The sequence below is a fragment of the Roseateles paludis genome, assembly GCF_039872745.1.
Classification (GTDB): Bacteria; Pseudomonadota; Gammaproteobacteria; order Burkholderiales; family Burkholderiaceae_C; genus Pelomonas; species Pelomonas paludis.
On record NZ_JBDPZD010000001.1, the window covers coordinates 995,720 to 1,011,720 of the forward strand.

General features: G+C 70.9%; 15 protein-coding genes. 13 read left to right on the top strand and 2 right to left on the bottom strand.

Annotated features, from left to right (window positions below; genetic code table 11):
- Nucleotides 1–53: 53 nt before the first annotated feature.
- Entirely contained in the window at nucleotides 54–2,318 is a 2,265-nt protein-coding gene (locus ABDJ85_RS04720) for a putative bifunctional diguanylate cyclase/phosphodiesterase (RefSeq protein ID WP_347703582.1), read from the top strand.
- A 6-nt stretch (nucleotides 2,319–2,324) separates the two neighbouring features.
- Here the strand turns inward: ABDJ85_RS04720 and asd are convergent, their stop codons facing one another.
- Complete coding sequence (gene asd / locus ABDJ85_RS04725) at nucleotides 2,325–3,161, bottom strand: archaetidylserine decarboxylase (protein WP_347703583.1); 837 nt, start codon at nucleotides 3,159–3,161, stop codon at nucleotides 2,325–2,327.
- A gap of 119 nt (nucleotides 3,162–3,280) precedes the next feature.
- Here asd and ABDJ85_RS04730 point away from each other — a divergent pair, with 119 nt between their 5' ends.
- The 11 genes from ABDJ85_RS04730 (at nucleotide 3,281) to ABDJ85_RS04780 (ending at nucleotide 13,730) form a co-directional block, all read left to right on the top strand.
- Nucleotides 3,281–3,523, top strand: a complete 243-nt coding sequence (locus tag ABDJ85_RS04730; protein WP_347703584.1) for a DUF2789 family protein — start codon at nucleotides 3,281–3,283, stop codon at nucleotides 3,521–3,523.
- On the top strand, nucleotides 3,523–4,467 hold the full coding sequence (locus ABDJ85_RS04735; protein WP_347703585.1) for a pirin family protein: 945 nt from the start codon (nucleotides 3,523–3,525) through the stop codon (nucleotides 4,465–4,467). Before ABDJ85_RS04730 ends, ABDJ85_RS04735 begins: the two co-directional genes overlap by 1 nt.
- 31 nt (nucleotides 4,468–4,498) lie before the next feature.
- The gene (locus ABDJ85_RS04740) at nucleotides 4,499–5,608 is read left to right on the top strand and encodes a GGDEF domain-containing protein (RefSeq protein ID WP_347703586.1); all 1,110 of its coding nucleotides are present in this window, start codon (nucleotides 4,499–4,501) and stop codon (nucleotides 5,606–5,608) included.
- A 25-nt stretch (nucleotides 5,609–5,633) separates the two neighbouring features.
- Nucleotides 5,634–6,437: an oxygen-dependent tRNA uridine(34) hydroxylase TrhO gene (gene trhO, locus ABDJ85_RS04745; protein WP_347703587.1), complete on the top strand. Its 804-nt coding sequence runs from the start codon at nucleotides 5,634–5,636 to the stop codon at nucleotides 6,435–6,437.
- 13 nt (nucleotides 6,438–6,450) lie between these two features.
- Nucleotides 6,451–6,801 carry a DUF2946 family protein gene (locus tag ABDJ85_RS04750; RefSeq protein ID WP_347703588.1) on the top strand — a complete coding sequence of 117 codons (351 nt, stop codon included), beginning with the start codon at nucleotides 6,451–6,453 and terminating at the stop codon, nucleotides 6,799–6,801.
- 81 nt (nucleotides 6,802–6,882) lie between these two features.
- Nucleotides 6,883–7,386 carry a cupredoxin domain-containing protein gene (locus tag ABDJ85_RS04755; RefSeq protein ID WP_347703589.1) on the top strand — a complete coding sequence of 168 codons (504 nt, stop codon included), beginning with the start codon at nucleotides 6,883–6,885 and terminating at the stop codon, nucleotides 7,384–7,386.
- Nucleotides 7,383–8,579 carry a TolC family protein gene (locus ABDJ85_RS04760; RefSeq protein ID WP_347703590.1) on the top strand — a complete coding sequence of 399 codons (1,197 nt, stop codon included), beginning with the start codon at nucleotides 7,383–7,385 and terminating at the stop codon, nucleotides 8,577–8,579. Before ABDJ85_RS04755 ends, ABDJ85_RS04760 begins: the two co-directional genes overlap by 4 nt.
- The gene (locus ABDJ85_RS04765) at nucleotides 8,576–9,151 is read left to right on the top strand and encodes a hypothetical protein (RefSeq protein ID WP_347703591.1); all 576 of its coding nucleotides are present in this window, start codon (nucleotides 8,576–8,578) and stop codon (nucleotides 9,149–9,151) included. Before ABDJ85_RS04760 ends, ABDJ85_RS04765 begins: the two co-directional genes overlap by 4 nt.
- A complete protein-coding gene (locus tag ABDJ85_RS04770; protein WP_347703592.1) occupies nucleotides 9,148–10,221 on the top strand; it encodes an efflux RND transporter periplasmic adaptor subunit in 1,074 nt (357 codons plus the stop codon). Before ABDJ85_RS04765 ends, ABDJ85_RS04770 begins: the two co-directional genes overlap by 4 nt.
- Nucleotides 10,222–10,227: 6 nt before the next feature.
- Nucleotides 10,228–13,332 carry an efflux RND transporter permease subunit gene (locus ABDJ85_RS04775; RefSeq protein ID WP_347703593.1) on the top strand — a complete coding sequence of 1,035 codons (3,105 nt, stop codon included), beginning with the start codon at nucleotides 10,228–10,230 and terminating at the stop codon, nucleotides 13,330–13,332.
- Between the two features lie 11 nt (nucleotides 13,333–13,343).
- Complete coding sequence (locus tag ABDJ85_RS04780) at nucleotides 13,344–13,730, top strand: hypothetical protein (protein WP_347703594.1); 387 nt, start codon at nucleotides 13,344–13,346, stop codon at nucleotides 13,728–13,730.
- A gap of 27 nt (nucleotides 13,731–13,757) precedes the next feature.
- Here ABDJ85_RS04780 and ABDJ85_RS04785 read toward each other — a convergent pair whose 3' ends face one another.
- Entirely contained in the window at nucleotides 13,758–14,516 is a 759-nt protein-coding gene (locus ABDJ85_RS04785) for a fibro-slime domain-containing protein (RefSeq protein ID WP_347703595.1), read from the bottom strand.
- A 180-nt stretch (nucleotides 14,517–14,696) separates the two neighbouring features.
- Here ABDJ85_RS04785 and ABDJ85_RS04790 point away from each other — a divergent pair, with 180 nt between their 5' ends.
- The gene (locus ABDJ85_RS04790; RefSeq protein WP_347703596.1) at nucleotides 14,697–16,001 is read left to right on the top strand and encodes a UDP-N-acetylglucosamine 1-carboxyvinyltransferase; all 1,305 of its coding nucleotides are present in this window, start codon (nucleotides 14,697–14,699) and stop codon (nucleotides 15,999–16,001) included.

Here is a 16,001-nt window from a genome sequence, read left to right on the forward strand (position 1 = left end):
CGGCCAGGCCCCAATCGATACCATCGCGCCACCCCTCCCAACCCACCCCCTTGATGACCGGATTGCTGCTCATCAGCTCCAGCCTGATCGCCCTGCTGGGGATGACGCTGTTGATGCTGGCGCGCATCGAGCCGGGGCATCGGCACATTGGCGACTGGGGCTGGAGCCATGTCTGCCTGGCCGCCGGCCTGGCGTTGGGCGTGGCCCTGGTGCCGCCGGATGTGCACTCGCTGCACTACCGTGTGCAGGCTACGGTGGCCGTGGTGCTGACGCTCGCTTCCATCGCCTTCGAGCTGTCGGGCGCGGCGCGCTATGTCGGGCGCGTCTGGCGCTGGCGCCGCACGGCGCCGCTCTTCGCGCTGGCCCTGGTGCTGATCCTGGCGCCGGCCCTGGTGGACCCGCGCTACGGTGTGCGCGTGGCTGCCACCATCCTGACCCTCGGGGCCTGGACGGCCGCAGCCTGGCTGTGGCGCGCGGGCGATGGGCCAGAGCGCTTCGTGGCGCTGCTCTTCATCGGCTCGGGCCTGGTGCACCTCAGCGGCCCCTTGCTCGACCCACTGGCCCGCTCGGCCATCACCCATGTGCTCGGCACCTACCTGCACAGCGTGCTGGCGATGTCGCTGATCCTGCTGTCGGTACGCCGCGCCCACCAGGCCACGACCACCATGCAGGGCCGGCTGCACCACCTCTACGAGCAGTCGGTGCAGGGCATGCTGGTGGTGCGTGAGCAGCGCATCCTGTTTGCCAACCCGGCGGTGCGGCGCATCTTTGGCATCGACCCCGCGCGCGATGCCGTGCCCGAGGAGGTTGACCGCAGCCGCTACCTGTCGGGCGACGCGGCCGCGGCGGCCGCCGAGCGCCACCGCCAACTGCTGGCCGGCGAGCGCGACAGCGTCGAGTGGGAGGCCGACATCCGTCGCCGCGACGGCAGCGTCGTCCATCTGCGCGGCCTGTCCAGCGCCATCGACTGGCCCGACGGCCGCGCCGTGCTGGAGTTGATGCTGGACGACACCGAGCGCCAGCAGGCCCGCATCGCGCTGGAGCGCCAGGCCCTGCACGACGAACTCACCAACCTGCCCAACCGCCACGCCGCGATGGCCCGGCTAGACGCGCTGACGGCGCTGGGCGAACCCTTCGCCGTCGTGTCCGCCGACCTGGACCGCTTCCAGCTCGTCAACGAAAGCCTGGGCCACGAGTTCGGCGACGCCCTGCTGCGCGCCGTGGCCGAGCGCCTGCGCAGCGCGCTGCCGCCCGAGGCCCTGCTGGCCCGGCTGGGCGAGGACCAGTTCATGGCCGTGCTGCCGGGCGTGGCCAGCGCGGCGCAGGTGGAGCAGGCCCGGCAGCAATGGCAGGGCTACTTTGATGCGCCCTTCGTCGTGGCCGAGCGGCCGGTGTTTGTGCACGTCTCGTGCGGCCTGGCCTGCTACCCCGAGCATGGGCCTGACGGCGCCGCTCTGCTCAGTGCCGCCGACGTGGCCATGCACCGCGCCAAGCAGCAGGCCGGCACCACGGTGCTGGCCTATGCGCCAGAGATGATCCAGCGCGCGCGGGCGCGGCTCGACATCGAGCAGGCGCTGGGCGCTGCCATCGCGGCCGAGGAGTTCTTCCTGGAGTACCAGCCCAAGTTCGCGGCCCACAGCCGCCAGCTGGCCGGCTTCGAGGCCCTGGTGCGCTGGCAGCGGCCGGGGGTCGGGCGCGTCAGCCCGGCCGACTTCATCCCCGCGGCCGAGCTGACCGGCCAGATCGGCGCGCTGGGCGAGCTGGTGCTGCGCCGCGCGCTGCGTGACATGGCCGCCTGGCAGCGCGAGGGCGCGCAGCTGCTGCCGGTGGCCATCAATGTCTCACCGCTGCAGTTCCGCGACCCGCAGCTTGCCGACGTCATCCTGCGCGAGGCGGCGGCCCATGGCATCGAGCCTCGCTTCCTGGATGTCGAGGTCACCGAGACCGCCGCCATCGGGCATCTCGACCAGGTGCTGCCCCAGCTGGCCCAGCTGCGCGCGGCCCAGGTTGGGGTCAGCTTCGATGACTTCGGCACCGGCCAGAGCTCGCTCACCCTGCTGCGGCGCCTGCCCATCTCCACGCTCAAGCTCGACCGCAGCATGATCGACCCGCTGCCCGAGCCCAAGGCCGGCGCCGTGGTGCGCGCGGCCTGCGTGCTGGGGCAATCGCTGGCGCTGCAGATCGTGGCCGAAGGCGTCGAGACCGAGGTCCAGGCCGCCGAGTCCGAGCGCCTGGGCTGCACCCACCTGCAAGGCTTCTTGCTCAGCCGGCCGCTCAGTGCGAGCGCGGCGCAGGCGCTGCTGCCAGCCGCAGGCTAGAGCGCCTCAGAGCGCCATCACCTCACCCATCTTGATCGCGCCGCCCGGCTCCCAGCTCGGGTTGAAGCGCAGCCCGCCCTTGGGGAAGCACATCACCACCGTCGAGCCCAGCAGGAAGCGGCCCATCTCGGCGCCCTGCGTGAGGCGGATGCCCGAGGTGTCATAGCGCCACTCGTGCACCGGGCCCTCGCGCTTGATCAGGCCATGCCAGACCGTGGACATGCTGCCCACGATGGTGGCGCCCACCAGCACCAGCGCCCAGGGGCCGAGCGTCTCGTGCTCGAACACGCAGACCACGCGCTCATTGCGCGCAAACAGGCCCGGCACGCCGCGCGCCGTGGTCGGGTTGACCGAGAACAGGTCGCCGGGCACATGGATCATGCGTGTCAGGCGGCCCGCGCAGGGCATGTGGATGCGGTGATAGTCGCGCGGGCTCAGGTAGAGCGTGGCAAAGAGCCCGTCCTGGAACTGCGCAGCCAGGCGCGCATCGCCGCCCAGCAGCGCGGTCGTTGAATAGCGGTGGCCCTTGGCCTGGAAGATCTGGTCGCCCGCGATGGCGCCGAACTGGCTGATCGCGCCGTCCACCGGGCAGATCAGCGGCGCCTGGGCCAGCGGCCGCACGCCAGGCTTGAGCGCGCGGGTGAAGAAGTCGTTGAAGCTCTTGTAGGCCGCGATGTCGGGCTCGGCGGCCTCGTCCATGTTGACGCGGTACTTGGTGACGAAGTTGCGGATCAGCGTCGTCGTCTTGGCGCCCTCCACCTTGTTGGCCCGCCAGCCGGCGTAGCGCGTCAAGGCGTGCTTGGGGATCAGGTACTGGGGCAGGACTTTGAGGCGGTCGGACATGGCGGATCGGTGCGTTGGAAGCACCCACGGTCGGCACGGACTTCCCGAGCCGCTATCGTGCGACCAGGCCCGTCGTGGGCCGGACATTGTCGGTGCAGACCCCGGCACCGCCGCCCGCCATGGAACCCAGCACCCACACCGTTGCCGATCTCTTCGCCCAGTTGGGCCTGCCGGCTGCCCCGGCCGAGATCGACGCCTTCATCAGCGCCCACCGCCCCGGCAGCCTGGGCTGCGCCTTGCACGAGTCGCCGGCTTGGACGCCCACGCAGGCCGCCTTTCTGCGCGAGGCCATCGAGGCCGACGCCGACTGGGCGCTGCCGGCCGAGTGGCTGTTCCAGGCCCTGTGCCACAAGGGCGCTTGATGGGCGAGCCGCGCCTGCTCAAGCCCCACGTCACCGACCTGCCCGGTGGCCTGCGGGTCGCCCGCCTGCTGCCGGCCGCTGCCTGCCGCAGCGTCGGGCCCTTCATCTTCTTTGACCACTTCGGTCCGGTCGAGCTGCCAGCCTCGCTGGACAGCGACATCGGCCCCCACCCGCACATTGGCCTGGCCACCGTCACCTACCTGTTCGAGGGCGAGCTGCTGCACCGCGACAGCCTCGGTACCGAGCAGGCCATCGCCCCCGGCGCCATCAACTGGATGAGCGCTGGCAGCGGCATCGTGCACAGCGAGCGCACGCCCGCAGCCTGGCGCGGCCAGGCACGGCGCCTGCACGGCCTGCAGCTCTGGGCCGCGTTGCCGCCCGAGCTGGAGACGTCCGCCCCGAGCTTTCAGCACGCGCCGGCGCACACCCTGCCGCAGCTGCAGCCCGCGCCCGGCGTGCATCTGCGCTTGCTGGTCGGGCAGGGGTTTGGCCTGCAAAGCCCCGTGCGCACAGCCACCGAAACCCTCTACCTCGACCTGCGCCTGGACCCCGGCATCCGTTGGGCGCTGCCGCCGCTGGCGACCGAACTGGCGCTCTATGCGGTCAGCGAGGGCCTGATGCTGGATGGCCAACCCCTACCCGCCCAGCAACTGGCCGTTCTCGCCCCCGGCCAGGCGTTGGTGCTCGAAGCCCCGGCCAGCGGCGCCCGGCTCGCCGTCATCGGCGGTGCCCCGCTGCAGCAGCCCGTGCGCCTGTGGTGGAACTTTGCGTCCAGCCAGCCCGAGCGGCTGGAAGCCGCCGCCAAGCGCTGGGCACTGGGCTGGGCGCCGGGTGGCTTTGACCGCATCCCGGGTGAGACAGATGCACGCATCGCGGCACCGCCCTGGCCAGACCGGCCTGCGGCACTGGTGCGAACGCCGGGACTGGGCGAACAATCAGCCTGAGTGCCACTACACCGGCGCAAGCCGTTTGCAGATGAACACACAGTCCTGGCTCGGGCGCCTGCTGTATGGGGCCACGCACTTCGAGGACAACGAGGAATACCTCGCCTTCCAGTTCCGCTTCCTGTGCGTGCTGATGTCGGCCGGCGCGGTGGCGACCCTGGTCTTTGTGCTCGCTGCGGCAACGGGCGACAACCCGATGGACCCGACGCATCTGCGCATGATGTCGGTGTTCTCGGTGCTGGTGCTGGCCCTGTGGGCCTGGCTGCGCGGCCACAAGCACCGCTTCAAGGCAGCGGCCTGGCTGTACCTGGCCCTGTGCATGGTCGAGTTCAGCTCGGCCCTGGTGCATGTCTCGGCCGACGAGCTGCGCGTGCTCTGGTTCTTCCTCAACATCCCCGGCGCCTACCTGCTGCTGGGCAGCCGCGTGGGCCTCACGGTCACGGCGCTCACCGTCGTCGGCCTGGGCCTGGGCAATGCGCACCTGGCGCGCCCCTACTCGCCCAACGCCATGATGACGGCCATGGTGGTGCTGGTCTATCTGGGGCTCTTCTTCCACGCCTACAGCTCGCGCTCGGTGTCCTACTTCAAGCGCATGCGGCACTCCAACGAGCGGCTCGCCACGCTCGCCTCGCGGGACCCGCTGACCCAGCTGCTCAATGCCCGCGCCTACTACCAGTGGTGCGACCACTGGCTGCTGGGCGCCGCGCGCAGCGGCGCCAGTTGCACCGTACTGTTCGTGGATCTCGACCACTTCAAGCGCATCAACGACGAGCGCGGCCACGCCGCTGGCGACGAGGTGCTCAAGGCCGTGGCCACCACGCTGAGCGAGGCGCTGCGCCGCAGCGACGTGCTGGGCCGCATCGGTGGTGAGGAGTTCAGCATCTTCCTGCCCGACACCGAGCCCCAGCAGGGCGCCGAGGTGGCCGAGAAGCTGCGCCAGGCCATCGAGCAGCTTTCACTCAGCTTCGACGGGCGCGCGCTGCGCGTGACGGCCAGTGTGGGCGTGGCGGGCGCGCAGGCCGGCCGGTCCAGCATGTCGGCCATCCAGCAACAGGCCGACCAGGCCATGTACCTGGCCAAGGCCGGCGGCCGCAACCGCGTGTCGATGCTGCCGCTGGACGCCTCGCTGTCGCCGACCTGAGACGGCGCCCGCGACAATCCGGGCCATGGCTGCGCCCTTCCGTCACGCTTCCTTCTACCGTTTCGTCCCCCTGCCAGACCCCGAGGCCGTTGCCGAGCAACTGCGCGCCTGGGGCTTGAGGGGCCTGACGGGCAACATCACCGTCGCGGCCGAGGGCCTGAGCGCGGCGGTGGCGGCGCCGACGGACGTGCTCGCGGCTTTCGAGGCGGCGCTGGTCTCTGGGTTCGACCTCGCCTTTGCCGGCCTGCACTTCAAGCGCAACGACTGCGAGCGCCTGCCCTTCACCCTGCTCAAGGTCCATGTCAAACCCGAGATCGTGGCCTTTGGGGTCGAGGGCGTCAGCGGCCTGCAGGATGGCGCCAGCACCCACGTCTCGCCCCAGCAATGGCGCGCCTTGCTCGACGACCCTGACACCGTGGTCATCGACAACCGCAACAGCTTCGAGTGGAAGCTCGGGCGCTTTCGCGGCGCCATCGACCCCGGCGTCGCGCACTTCCGCGACTTCCCGGCCTATGTCGAGGCGCATCGCGAGGCCTGGGCCGGCAAGACCGTGGCCATGTACTGCACCGGCGGCATCCGCTGCGAGAAGACGGCCGCCTGGATGCAGGCCCAAGGCCTCAAGGTCGCCCAGCTCGATGGCGGCATCCTCAACTTCTTCGAGCTCATGCCCGACGCGGCGGCCGATTGGGAAGGCGAGTGCTATGTCTTCGACAAGCGCATCGCCATCGACCCCACGCGCCAGCAGCCCACCGGCACCACGGCCGAGGACGTCTTCACGGACCCGGCCGACCACTGGCGCCTGGCGCGCGCACGGCGATTGGATCCCTGATAGGCTTGCCGCCGTGAAGCTGACCGCCCGCCTCCTGCTGTTGGTTCTCTTGGCTGTGCTGCTGCCCCTGCGCAGCAGCTTCGCCCTGGGCCTGCCGGGGTCTGACGTGCCTTGCCACCTGGCGGGCGCGATGCAGCAGATGGCGGACGACGGTGACCACGCCAAGCCCTGCCATCAAGCGGCTGGCCACGCCGCCACGCACTGCGACCACTGCAGCGCCTGCACCCTGGCCACCCCGCTGTTCGGCCCGCCGCCGGCGCTGCTGGTGCCGACCGAGGCCGCGCCGCTGCGCTACCCACCCTTGCTCGCCCCAGCGCCCTGCCACCGGGCCGAAGGGCTGGAGCGTCCGCCTCGAAACGCCTGAGCCTCGCGCGCTGAGACAGCGCGCTTCGTCCTGCGCGCCGCCCGGGCGTGCAGACCCACGCTCCCGCTTTCGAGGTTCCTCATGGTCTATCGACTCATCGCCGCTGCCGCATGCGCAGCGCTGCTGCTGCTCGCTGCTGCGCCCGCCCAGGCGCATGACAAACACAGCCACGCCGCCCCCAAGAAGTACGACGCCGCCCAGGTCGCCCTGACGCCCTTTGGCCGCCAGGGCGACCCCGCCAAGGCGCGGCGCACCATCGCCATCGGCATGAGCGATGACATGCGCTACACGCCCGCCGAGTTCACCGTGAAGCAGGGAGAGACCGTGCGCCTCGTCATCAGCAACAAGGGCAAGGTCCTGCACGAGCTGGTGCTGGGCACGCCCGAGCAGTTGCGCAAGCACGCCGAGGTGATGCGCCAGCACCCCGACATGGATCACGGCGACGACCCCAGCATGGTCCACGTCAAGCCTGGCAAGAAGGGCGAGGTGGTCTGGCAGTTCACGCAGCCGGGCGAGTTCCAGTACGGCTGCCTGCTGCCCGGCCACTTCGAGGCCGGCATGGTGGGCAAGGTGATCGTCAAGTGAAGCGGCTGCTGTTTGCGGCGTGGGTGGCCGTCGTGCTGCCCAGCCAGGCTGCGCCGTCGATGGCGGAGGCCTTCGAGGCGGCCTGGCAGCGCAGCAGCGTGTCGGCCGAGGCCAGCGGCCAGCAGCGCCGTGCCGAGGCTGAACGCACGGCTGCCGGCGCCCTGTGGGCCGCGCCGCCGGCCCTGACGGTGGACCAGGTGCAGAACCGCCAAGGCCTGCCCGGCAGCAATACCGCCACCCGCGAGACCGAGCTGGGCGTGGCCGTGCCGCTCTGGCTGCCCGGGCAGCGCGCCGCCCGCCAGGCGCAGGCCGAGGCCGAGCGCCAGGCAGCGGCCGCCAACACCGCCGCCGCGCGCTGGGCGCTGGCCGGCAGCGTGCGCGAGCTGGCCGCCGAGCTGGCCCAGCTGCAGGCCGAGCTGGCGCTGACCGAGGCCCAGGCGCAGGAGCTGGGCCAACTCGCTGCCGACGTGCAGCGCCGCGTGGCCGCCGGCGATCTGGCCCGCGCCGATGCCCTGGCCGCCCAAGCCGAGCACCTGGGAGCCCGCAGCCAGCACGCGCAGGTGCAGCAGCGCCTGGCGTCGGCCCGCCAGCGCTGGCTGGCGCTGACCGGCTTGGCCGAAGCGCCAGACGCCGGCGACTTCAACCCCACCGACACCCCCACCCCCGCCGAGCACCCCCTGCTGGCCGCTGCCAGCGCACGCCTGCAACTGGCCCACGAGCGCCAGGCCGTGATGCGCGCCTCGCGCAGCGACCCGCCCGAGCTGGCGCTGCGCACGCGCCGCGAGACAGCCCCCGGCGAGCCCAGCGTGCGCGGCGTGGGCCTCACGCTGCGCGTGCCCCTGGGCACGGCAGACCGCCGCGAGCCCCAGCAGGCCGCTGCCCTGGCCGAGCTGGAGCTGGCCGAGGCCCTGCTGCGCGAGACCCGCGTGCGCCTGGACACCGAGCTGGCCACCGCCCGCAGCGAGCAGGCCCGCGCCCGCGAGCAGCTGGCCGCCGAGCAGGAACGCGCCCGGCTGCTGCGCGAGCGTGCGCTGCTCATCGACACCTCGTTCAAGGCCGGTGAGACCCCGCTGCCCGAGCGGCTGCGCGCGCAAAGCAGCGCCGCCCAGGCCGAGGCCGCCGCCACCCGTCAACGTGCCGCGCTGGCGGCCGCCACCGCGCGCCTGCTGCAGGCGCAGGGAGTCTTGCCATGAACTTCATCGGCACTTTGGCCCTACTCATCGGCCTTGCCGCCCCGGGCGCCGCACTCGCGCACGGCGACGAGCCGCATGGCGATGCCCCCCACCCCGTGGGCACCGCGCCGCGCCTGCCCGGCTTCGAGGCTGCGACGGAATCCTTTGAGCTGGTGGGCCGCGTGGATGAAGGCGCGCTGCTGATCTGGGTGCAGCGTTTTGAGACCAATGCGCCCGTGCTCGCGGCCACGCTGCAGGTCGAGGCCGGCAACCGCAAATTGCCGGCGGTGTTCGACGCGGCGCGTGGGCTCTATGCCGTCAAGGACGCGGCGCTGGTTCAAGCGCTGCAGGCTCGCCCCGGCCCGCATGCCCTGGTGCTGAGCCTGCAGGCTGGCGACGAGGCCGACCTCATCCCCGCCTCGCTTACGCTGCCCGCCGAAGAAGCCGAGGGTGACCATGACCATGAGCACGGCAGCGGCACCGCGCTGCGCTGGCGCGCGCTGATCGCGGGCGTGGCGCTGTTGGTGAGCGTGGCGGCGTGGTGGTGGTTCCACCGCGCCTTTCGCACTGAACTGAAGGAGCTGGACGCATGAAGGCATTGGTTTTGATGCTTGCCGCCTGGATGCTGTCCACGCTTCCAGCCCAGGCTGCCGAGCCCGTGCAGCGCCTGCCCGACGGCAGCCTGCAGCTGCCCATCGAGGCGCAGCGCCGGCTCGACATCCGCACCCAGCTCACGCAGCCGGGCGAGGCGGCGCGCACGTTGACGCTGCCCGGCCGCGTGGTGATGGACCCCAACGCCGGTGGCCGCGTGCAGGCCCTGGCCGGCGGCCGCGTGGTGCCGGGGCCGCAGGGCCTGCCGGTGCCGGGGCAGACCGTGCAAGCGGGCCAGGTGCTGGCCTATGTGGCCTATGGCGCCAACCCGGTCGAGGCCGCCAACCAACAGGCCCAGCTGGCCGAGTTGCGCAGCCAGGGCAGCCTGGCCGCCCAGCGCGTGGCGCGGCTGGAGCTGCTGGAGGGCACGGTGCCGCGCAAGGACATCGAGGCCGCGCGTGCCGAGCTGGCCAGCCTCACGGCACGCGAGCAGGCCGTGGCGCCCAGCGTGGGCGCGCGCGAGGCGCTGCGCGCGCCGATCAGCGGCGTGGTGGCCAGCAACCATGCCGTGGCCGGCCAGGTGGTCGAGCCACGCGAGCTGCTGTTCGAGCTGGTGGACCCCGCGCGGCTGATGGTCGAGGCCAGCACTGCCGACACCGCGCTGGCCACCAGCCTGGCGCCGCGCAGCCCGGCCCGCCTGGTGGGCGTGCCCGCCGCGCAGCTGCAATTGCTGGGGGCGGCGCGAGCGCTGCGCGATGGGCTGGTGACGCTGTCCTTCCGGGCGCAGCCCATCAAGGGCACGGCCTCGTTGCCGCTGGCCCTGGGCCAGCCGGTGCAGGTGCTGGTGGCGCTGCCGCAGCGGCAAGCCGGTGTGGTGCTGCCCGCCGCCGCGCTCACACGCAGCCCGGCCAATGAGCCCGTGATCTGGCTCAAGACCGGGGCCGAGCGCTTTGTGCCGCAGCCGGTGCAAGCCCAGCCGCTCGATGCCAGCATGGTGCTCGTCACCCACGGACTCGCTGAGAGTCAGCGCGTGGTGGTGCAGGGCGCTGCCTTGCTGTCGCAGTTCAGGTAGGCCGCGATGTTCAACGCCATCGTTCGCCTTGCGCTGCAGAACCGGCTCTTTGTGCTGCTGGGCGCGGCGCTCTTGCTGGGCCTGGGCGCCTACACCGCCAGCCGCACGCCGGTGGATGTGCTGCCCGACCTGAACAAACCCATCGTCACCGTGCTGACCGAGGCCGGCGGCATGGCGCCGGAGGAGGTGGAGCAGCTGATCAGCGTGCCGCTCGAATCCCTGCTGGGCGGCATGCCCGGCGTCACGCGCGTGCGCTCGACCTCGGGCGTGGGCCTCTCGGTGCTCACCGCCGAGTTCGACTGGGGCACCGACCTCTTCCGCAACCGCCAGCTGGTGGCCGAGCGCCTGCAGCTGGCGCGCGAGCAGCTGCCGCCCGGCGTCACGCCCGCGATGGGGCCGGTCTCGTCGCTGATGGGCGAGGTGATGCTGCTGGCGGTGCCGCTGGATGCGAAATCCGTCGGGACACCGATGGACGTGCGCAGCTATGCGGACTTCGTGCTGCGCCCGCGCTTGCTATCGATTGCGGGTGTCGCTCAGGTCATCCCCATCGGCGGCGAGGTGCGGCAGTTGCGCGTCGAGCCCGACCCGCAGCGGCTGGCGCAGGCGGGTATCAGCCTGAGCCAGCTGGAGGCGGCTCTGCGCGGCTTTGCCAGCAATGCCGGCGGCGGTTTTGTGGACCAGCACGAGCGCGAGATCCTGGTGCGGCACCTGGGGCGCAGCACGCGTCTGGCCGACCTGCAGGCCCTGGCCGTGGCCTGGAAGGACGGCCGCGCCGTGCGCCTGGAGCAGGTGGCCCAGGTGGCCTACGCGGCCGCTCCCAAGCGTGGCGATGCTGGCTTTGCCGGGGCGCCGGCCGTGGTGGTGAGCGTGCAGAAGCAACCGGGGGCCGACACCGTGCAGCTGACCCGCGCCATCGAGGCTGCGCTGACCGAGCTGGCGCGCAGCCGCCCGGCCGGCATCGCCGAGCCCCAGGTGCTGTTCCGCCAGGCCGACTTCATCCAGGCGGCGGTGGGCAATGTGGCCGAGGCCCTGCGCGACGGCGCGGTGATGGTGGCCCTGGTGCTGTTCGCCTTCCTGCTCTCGCTGCGCACCACGGCGATCTCGCTCGTCGCCATTCCGCTATCGCTGGCGGTCACGGCGCTGGTGTTTCATCTGCTGGGCCAGTCGATCAATGTGATGACGCTCGGGGGCCTGGCCATCGCCGTGGGCGAGCTGGTGGACGACGCGGTGGTGGACGTGGAGAACATCCTGCGCCGCCTGCGGCTCAACCGCGAAAGTGCGCAGCCGCTGCCTACGCTGGAGGTGGTGCGCCGCGCCAGCGTCGAGGTGCGCTCGGGCATCGTGGTGGCCACCACAGTGGTGGTGCTGGTCTTCGTGCCGCTGTTCGCGCTGCCGGGCATCGAGGGGCGGCTCTTCACGCCGCTCGGAGTGGCCTACATCGTGTCCATCCTGGCGTCCATGTTCGTCTCGATGACGGTGACGCCAGCGCTCGCCGCGTGGCTGCTGCCCCGGATGCGGCGGCTGGACCGGGGCGACAGCGCCTTGGTCAAACGCCTCAAGCAGTGGGACGAGCGCTTGCTGCACTGGTCCTTCAAGCACACCTCGATGCTGGCCGGCACGGCGCTGGCAGCGGTGCTGGTGGCGGCAGGCTCGGTGGCGGCGCTGCCGCGCGCCTTCCTGCCGGCCTTCAATGAGGGCTCGGTGGTGGTGGGCCTGTTGATGCAGCCGGGCACGTCGCTGGCGACGTCGAGCCGCATCGGCGCCCAGGCCGAGCGCCTGCTGGCTGAAGTGCCCGAGGCCATCCACGTGGGCCGCCGCACCGGCCGCGCCGAGCTGGACGAGCATGCCGAGGGCGTGCACTCCAGCGAGATCGAGGTGCAGTTGCGCCGCAGCGAGCGCCCGCGCGAAGTGGTGCTGGCCGACCTGCGCGCGCACCTCGCGGGTCTGCCGGTCCAGGTCTCGGTGGGCCAGCCCATCGCGCACCGGCTCGACCATCTGCTCTCCGGCGTGCGCGCCCAGATCGCCATCAAGATCTTTGGCGACGACACCGACGCGCTGCGCGGCCTGGCCGAGCAACTGCGCGCGCGCCTGGCCACCGTGCCAGGCCTGGTGGACCTGAACGTCGAGAAGCAGGTGCTGATCCCGCAGCTGCTGGTGCGCATTGACCATGCCCGTGCTGCGCAGGCCGGTCTGGCGCCGGGCGAGGCGGTGCGCTTGCTGCAGCTGTTGACCGACGGCGAGCACGCTGCCCAGTTGGTGGACGGCCCGCGCCGCTACGACCTGGTGCTGCGCCTGCCCGATGCCGCGCGCAGCCCCGAGGCCCTGGCCGGCACCTTGATCGACACCCCGGCCGGGCGCCTGCCGCTGTCGGCCATCGCCAGCATTGAGCCGGCCGATGGCCCCAACCAGATCGGCCGCGAGAGCGGGCGGCGGCGCATCGTCGTCTACGCCAACACCGATGGCACCGACATGGCCCACTTGGTGGAGGACGTGCAGGCCGAGGTCGCGCGCCTGGCATTGCCGTCCGGTTACTTCGTCAGCCTGGAGGGGCAGTTCCAGGCCCAGCAGTCGGCCACGCGCCTGATTGCCGGGCTGTCGCTGGTCTCGCTGGTGGGTGTGTTTGCGGTGCTCTACACGCGCTACCGCTCGGGCCTCTTGGTGCTGCTGGTGATGGCCAACATCCCGCTCGCCCTGGTGGGCAGCGTGGCGGCCATGTGGCTGGCGGGGGTGACGCTGTCGGTCGCGTCCATGGTGGGCTTCATCACCCTGGCTGGCATCGCCACGCGCAACGGCATCCTCAAGATCAGCCACTACCTCAACCTGTGCCGCTTCGAGGGCGAGAGCTTCGGCCCGGCGATGGTGGTGCGCGGCTCGCTGGAGCGGCTGACGCCCGTGCTGATGACGGCCTTGGTGGCCGGGCTCGCGCTCACGCCGCTGCTGTTGGCCGCCGACGCGCCGGGCAAGGAGATCCTGCACCCGGTGGCGGTGGTGATCTTCGGCGGCCTCATCAGCTCGACCCTGCTCGACACCCTGCTCACGCCCGCGCTCTACCTGCGCTTTGGCCGCCGCGCGACGGAGCGGCTGCTGGGCGACACCGACGACGTTTTCTGAAAGGACCCGCCATGAAGACCCTGCTCCACACCCTGGCCCTGAGCCTCGCTTTGCTCAGCAGCGGCGCCCACGCCCACGGCGGCGCCAAGCCCCAGCACGGCGGCATCGTGCAGGTGGTGAACGACTTGCAGTTCGAGCTGGTGCTGCCTGCCGCTCCAGGCGGCGCGACCGCGCTCTACATCTCAGACCACGGCAAACCCGTGGACGCCAGCAAGCTGGGCGGCAAGCTGACGGTGTTGCAGGGCACGCAGACCTCGGAGGCCCCGCTCAAGCCGGCAGGGGCCCAGCACCTGGAAGCAGTGGGGCTCAGCCTCGCCCCCAAGGCCAAGGTGGTGGCCACGGTGACGGGGCTGCCCGCACCGGCCATCACGGCGACGGTGCGCTTCAGCGTGAAGTGACGCGCCGCAGCGCGATCACGACGTCGTTCAGGCGCGGCGGCGGCGTGTGCGCAGGCCGGCCACCAGGGCCAGGCCAGCCAGGGCCAGCGAGCCCGGCTCGGGCACAGCTTGCCCAGGGTTGTCGCGCAGCAGCAGCGAGGTGCTGATGGTCAGGTTGGAGCCCGAGGTGTGGCGCTCGGCAAAGAAGAAGTCGAAGCTGTAGTTGCCCGAGTCCCGGCCACCTGCCGCATTGAAGAGATCGTCCAGATTGACCGTGCTCGACGCGAAGCCGTGCACACCGCCCAGGTCAATGCCCAGCAGCTTGTCGAAGTAGACCCAGACGTCGTCATCGCCGCCAAAGGTGAAGGTTTGGCCCGAGCCTTTGGTGTAGCCAAAGCTCGCGTGGATGGCGTAGGTGAAGTGGAAGTTCTGCCCGTAGCCTTCGTCCCCATACAGCTGGCCGTTGATGGGGAAGAAGTTGTTGTTGTTGTAGGTGTAGACACCACTGCCCGGCGAACTCTCGTCCAGCGTGATGTTGTAGGTGACCGAGTCCGTGGGGCGGGTGTACCAGTTGTCGAAGGCGCCGGCGCCGCTGTTCGAGATGAAGCTGGCGCCCGTGGCCGTCAGCGTGGGGGATTGGCCCGACAGCGTGGACGAGACCGCGCCACCGACCAGACCGCTGATGCCGCCTTCGAAGTTGGCGCCATCGGCGTGGAAGTCACGCACGGTGCCCGAAAGAACGACGGGCGCGGCCAGGGCCGACAGGGAGGCGCTGCACAGCAACGCAGCGATGAGTGAGCGGGTCATGGTTAGCCTTCCGGACTTTGAATTTGATGAGCGCAGCCTATCGCGCGGGTCGGTTTCAGCACACACCCAGCCAGGGGGTGTGCCGGGCTGCCCTGGGGGCCGTTGGTCGGGGGAAGCCCTGATTGCTGCTGGGGCGCCAATCACCGCTGACAATCCGCACCTCTCCCCCAGCCCCGCACCATGTCCCACCTGATCGTTCACGGCGGCACGCCTCTCTCGGGCCGCGTCATCCCTTCGGCCAACAAGAACGCCGTCCTGCCCATCCTCTGCGCCACCTTGCTCACGCGTGAGCCGGTGCGGCTGCGCGGGGTGCCCGAGATCACCGACGTGAAGAAGATCGTCGAGGTCTTCCGCAAGCTTGGGTCCGAGGTCAGCATCGATTTCAAGACCGGCATCCTCGACGTCCACCACCAGCACACCCACTTCGACGCGGCGGTGGACCGCCTGCCCGAGGAGATGCGCTCGTCCATCATGCTGGTGCCGGGCCTGATGGCCCGCTTCGGCGACGCGCGCATCGAGGACGACGTCAAGGGCTGCACGCTCGGGGCGCGCGAGATCGACCCGCACGTCGAGGTCTTCCAGCGCTTTGGCGCCGACGTCGAGCGCCTGCCCGATGGGCTGGTGCTCAAAGTCGACCGCCCGCTCAAGGCCAATGACCACTGGACCGACTACGCCAGCGTCACCACGACCGAGAACTTCGTGCTCTGCGCGGCCCTTGCTGAGGGCGTCTCGACGCTGACCAATGCCGCCAGCGAGCCGCACGTGCAGGAGTTCTGCACCTTCATGTCGCTGCTGGGCGCCAAGATCGAAGGGCATGGCACGTCCAAGCTCAAGATCACCGGCGTGGGCGAACTCGGCGGCGCGGACTACACCTTCACCGAAGACTTCCACGAGATCGTCACCTTCCTGGCGCTTGGGGCCATCACCGGCGGTGATGTGCGCGTCAAGAACGGCGCGCCGGAGATGTTCCCGCTGCTGGACCGCACCTTTGCCAAGTTCGGCGTCGAGATTCGCCACGAAGACGGCTGGAGCCGCTGCATCACCGACGGCGGCAAGCTCAAGGTCAAGGAGCCCTTCACCCGCAACATCCTGCAGAAGGTGGAAGCAGCGCCCTGGCCCTATGTGCCGGTGGATCTGCTGCCCATCTTCGTCGCGCTCGGCATCAAGGCCGAGGGCAGTGTGATGTTCTGGAACAAGATCTACGACGGCGCGATGGGCTGGACCAGCGAGCTAGCCAAGTTCGGCGGCCACGCCTTCCTGTCCGACCCGCATCGCATGATCACCTTCGGCGGCAAGCCGCTGTCGCCGGCCGAGGTCGAGAGCCCGTACATCATCCGCGTGGCCATCGCGCTCTTGATGGTGGCGGCCAGCATCCCCGGCAAGAGCGTGATCAAGAACGCCACGCCCATCCGCCGCGCGCACCCGAACTTCGTCGAGCACATCTGCGAGCTGGGCGCGCGCATCGAGTGGGTGGAGGGCGACTGA

What these genes read in the sequence shown, in the direction of transcription:
- ABDJ85_RS04735 (WP_347703585.1), top strand. Translation starts at nt 3,523, where the DNA reads ATGGGCGAGCCGCGCCTGCTCAAGCCCCACGTCACCGACCTGCCCGGT.
- ABDJ85_RS04720 (WP_347703582.1), top strand. Translation starts at nt 54, where the DNA reads ATGACCGGATTGCTGCTCATCAGCTCCAGCCTGATCGCCCTGCTGGGG.
- asd (WP_347703583.1), bottom strand. Translation starts at nt 3,161, where the DNA reads ATGTCCGACCGCCTCAAAGTCCTGCCCCAGTACCTGATCCCCAAGCAC.
- ABDJ85_RS04785 (WP_347703595.1), bottom strand. Translation starts at nt 14,516, where the DNA reads ATGACCCGCTCACTCATCGCTGCGTTGCTGTGCAGCGCCTCCCTGTCG.
- ABDJ85_RS04755 (WP_347703589.1), top strand. Translation starts at nt 6,883, where the DNA reads ATGGTCTATCGACTCATCGCCGCTGCCGCATGCGCAGCGCTGCTGCTG.
- ABDJ85_RS04730 (WP_347703584.1), top strand. Translation starts at nt 3,281, where the DNA reads ATGGAACCCAGCACCCACACCGTTGCCGATCTCTTCGCCCAGTTGGGC.
- trhO (WP_347703587.1), top strand. Translation starts at nt 5,634, where the DNA reads ATGGCTGCGCCCTTCCGTCACGCTTCCTTCTACCGTTTCGTCCCCCTG.
- ABDJ85_RS04780 (WP_347703594.1), top strand. Translation starts at nt 13,344, where the DNA reads ATGAAGACCCTGCTCCACACCCTGGCCCTGAGCCTCGCTTTGCTCAGC.
- ABDJ85_RS04775 (WP_347703593.1), top strand. Translation starts at nt 10,228, where the DNA reads ATGTTCAACGCCATCGTTCGCCTTGCGCTGCAGAACCGGCTCTTTGTG.
- ABDJ85_RS04790 (WP_347703596.1), top strand. Translation starts at nt 14,697, where the DNA reads ATGTCCCACCTGATCGTTCACGGCGGCACGCCTCTCTCGGGCCGCGTC.
- ABDJ85_RS04765 (WP_347703591.1), top strand. Translation starts at nt 8,576, where the DNA reads ATGAACTTCATCGGCACTTTGGCCCTACTCATCGGCCTTGCCGCCCCG.
- ABDJ85_RS04770 (WP_347703592.1), top strand. Translation starts at nt 9,148, where the DNA reads ATGAAGGCATTGGTTTTGATGCTTGCCGCCTGGATGCTGTCCACGCTT.
- ABDJ85_RS04740 (WP_347703586.1), top strand. Translation starts at nt 4,499, where the DNA reads ATGAACACACAGTCCTGGCTCGGGCGCCTGCTGTATGGGGCCACGCAC.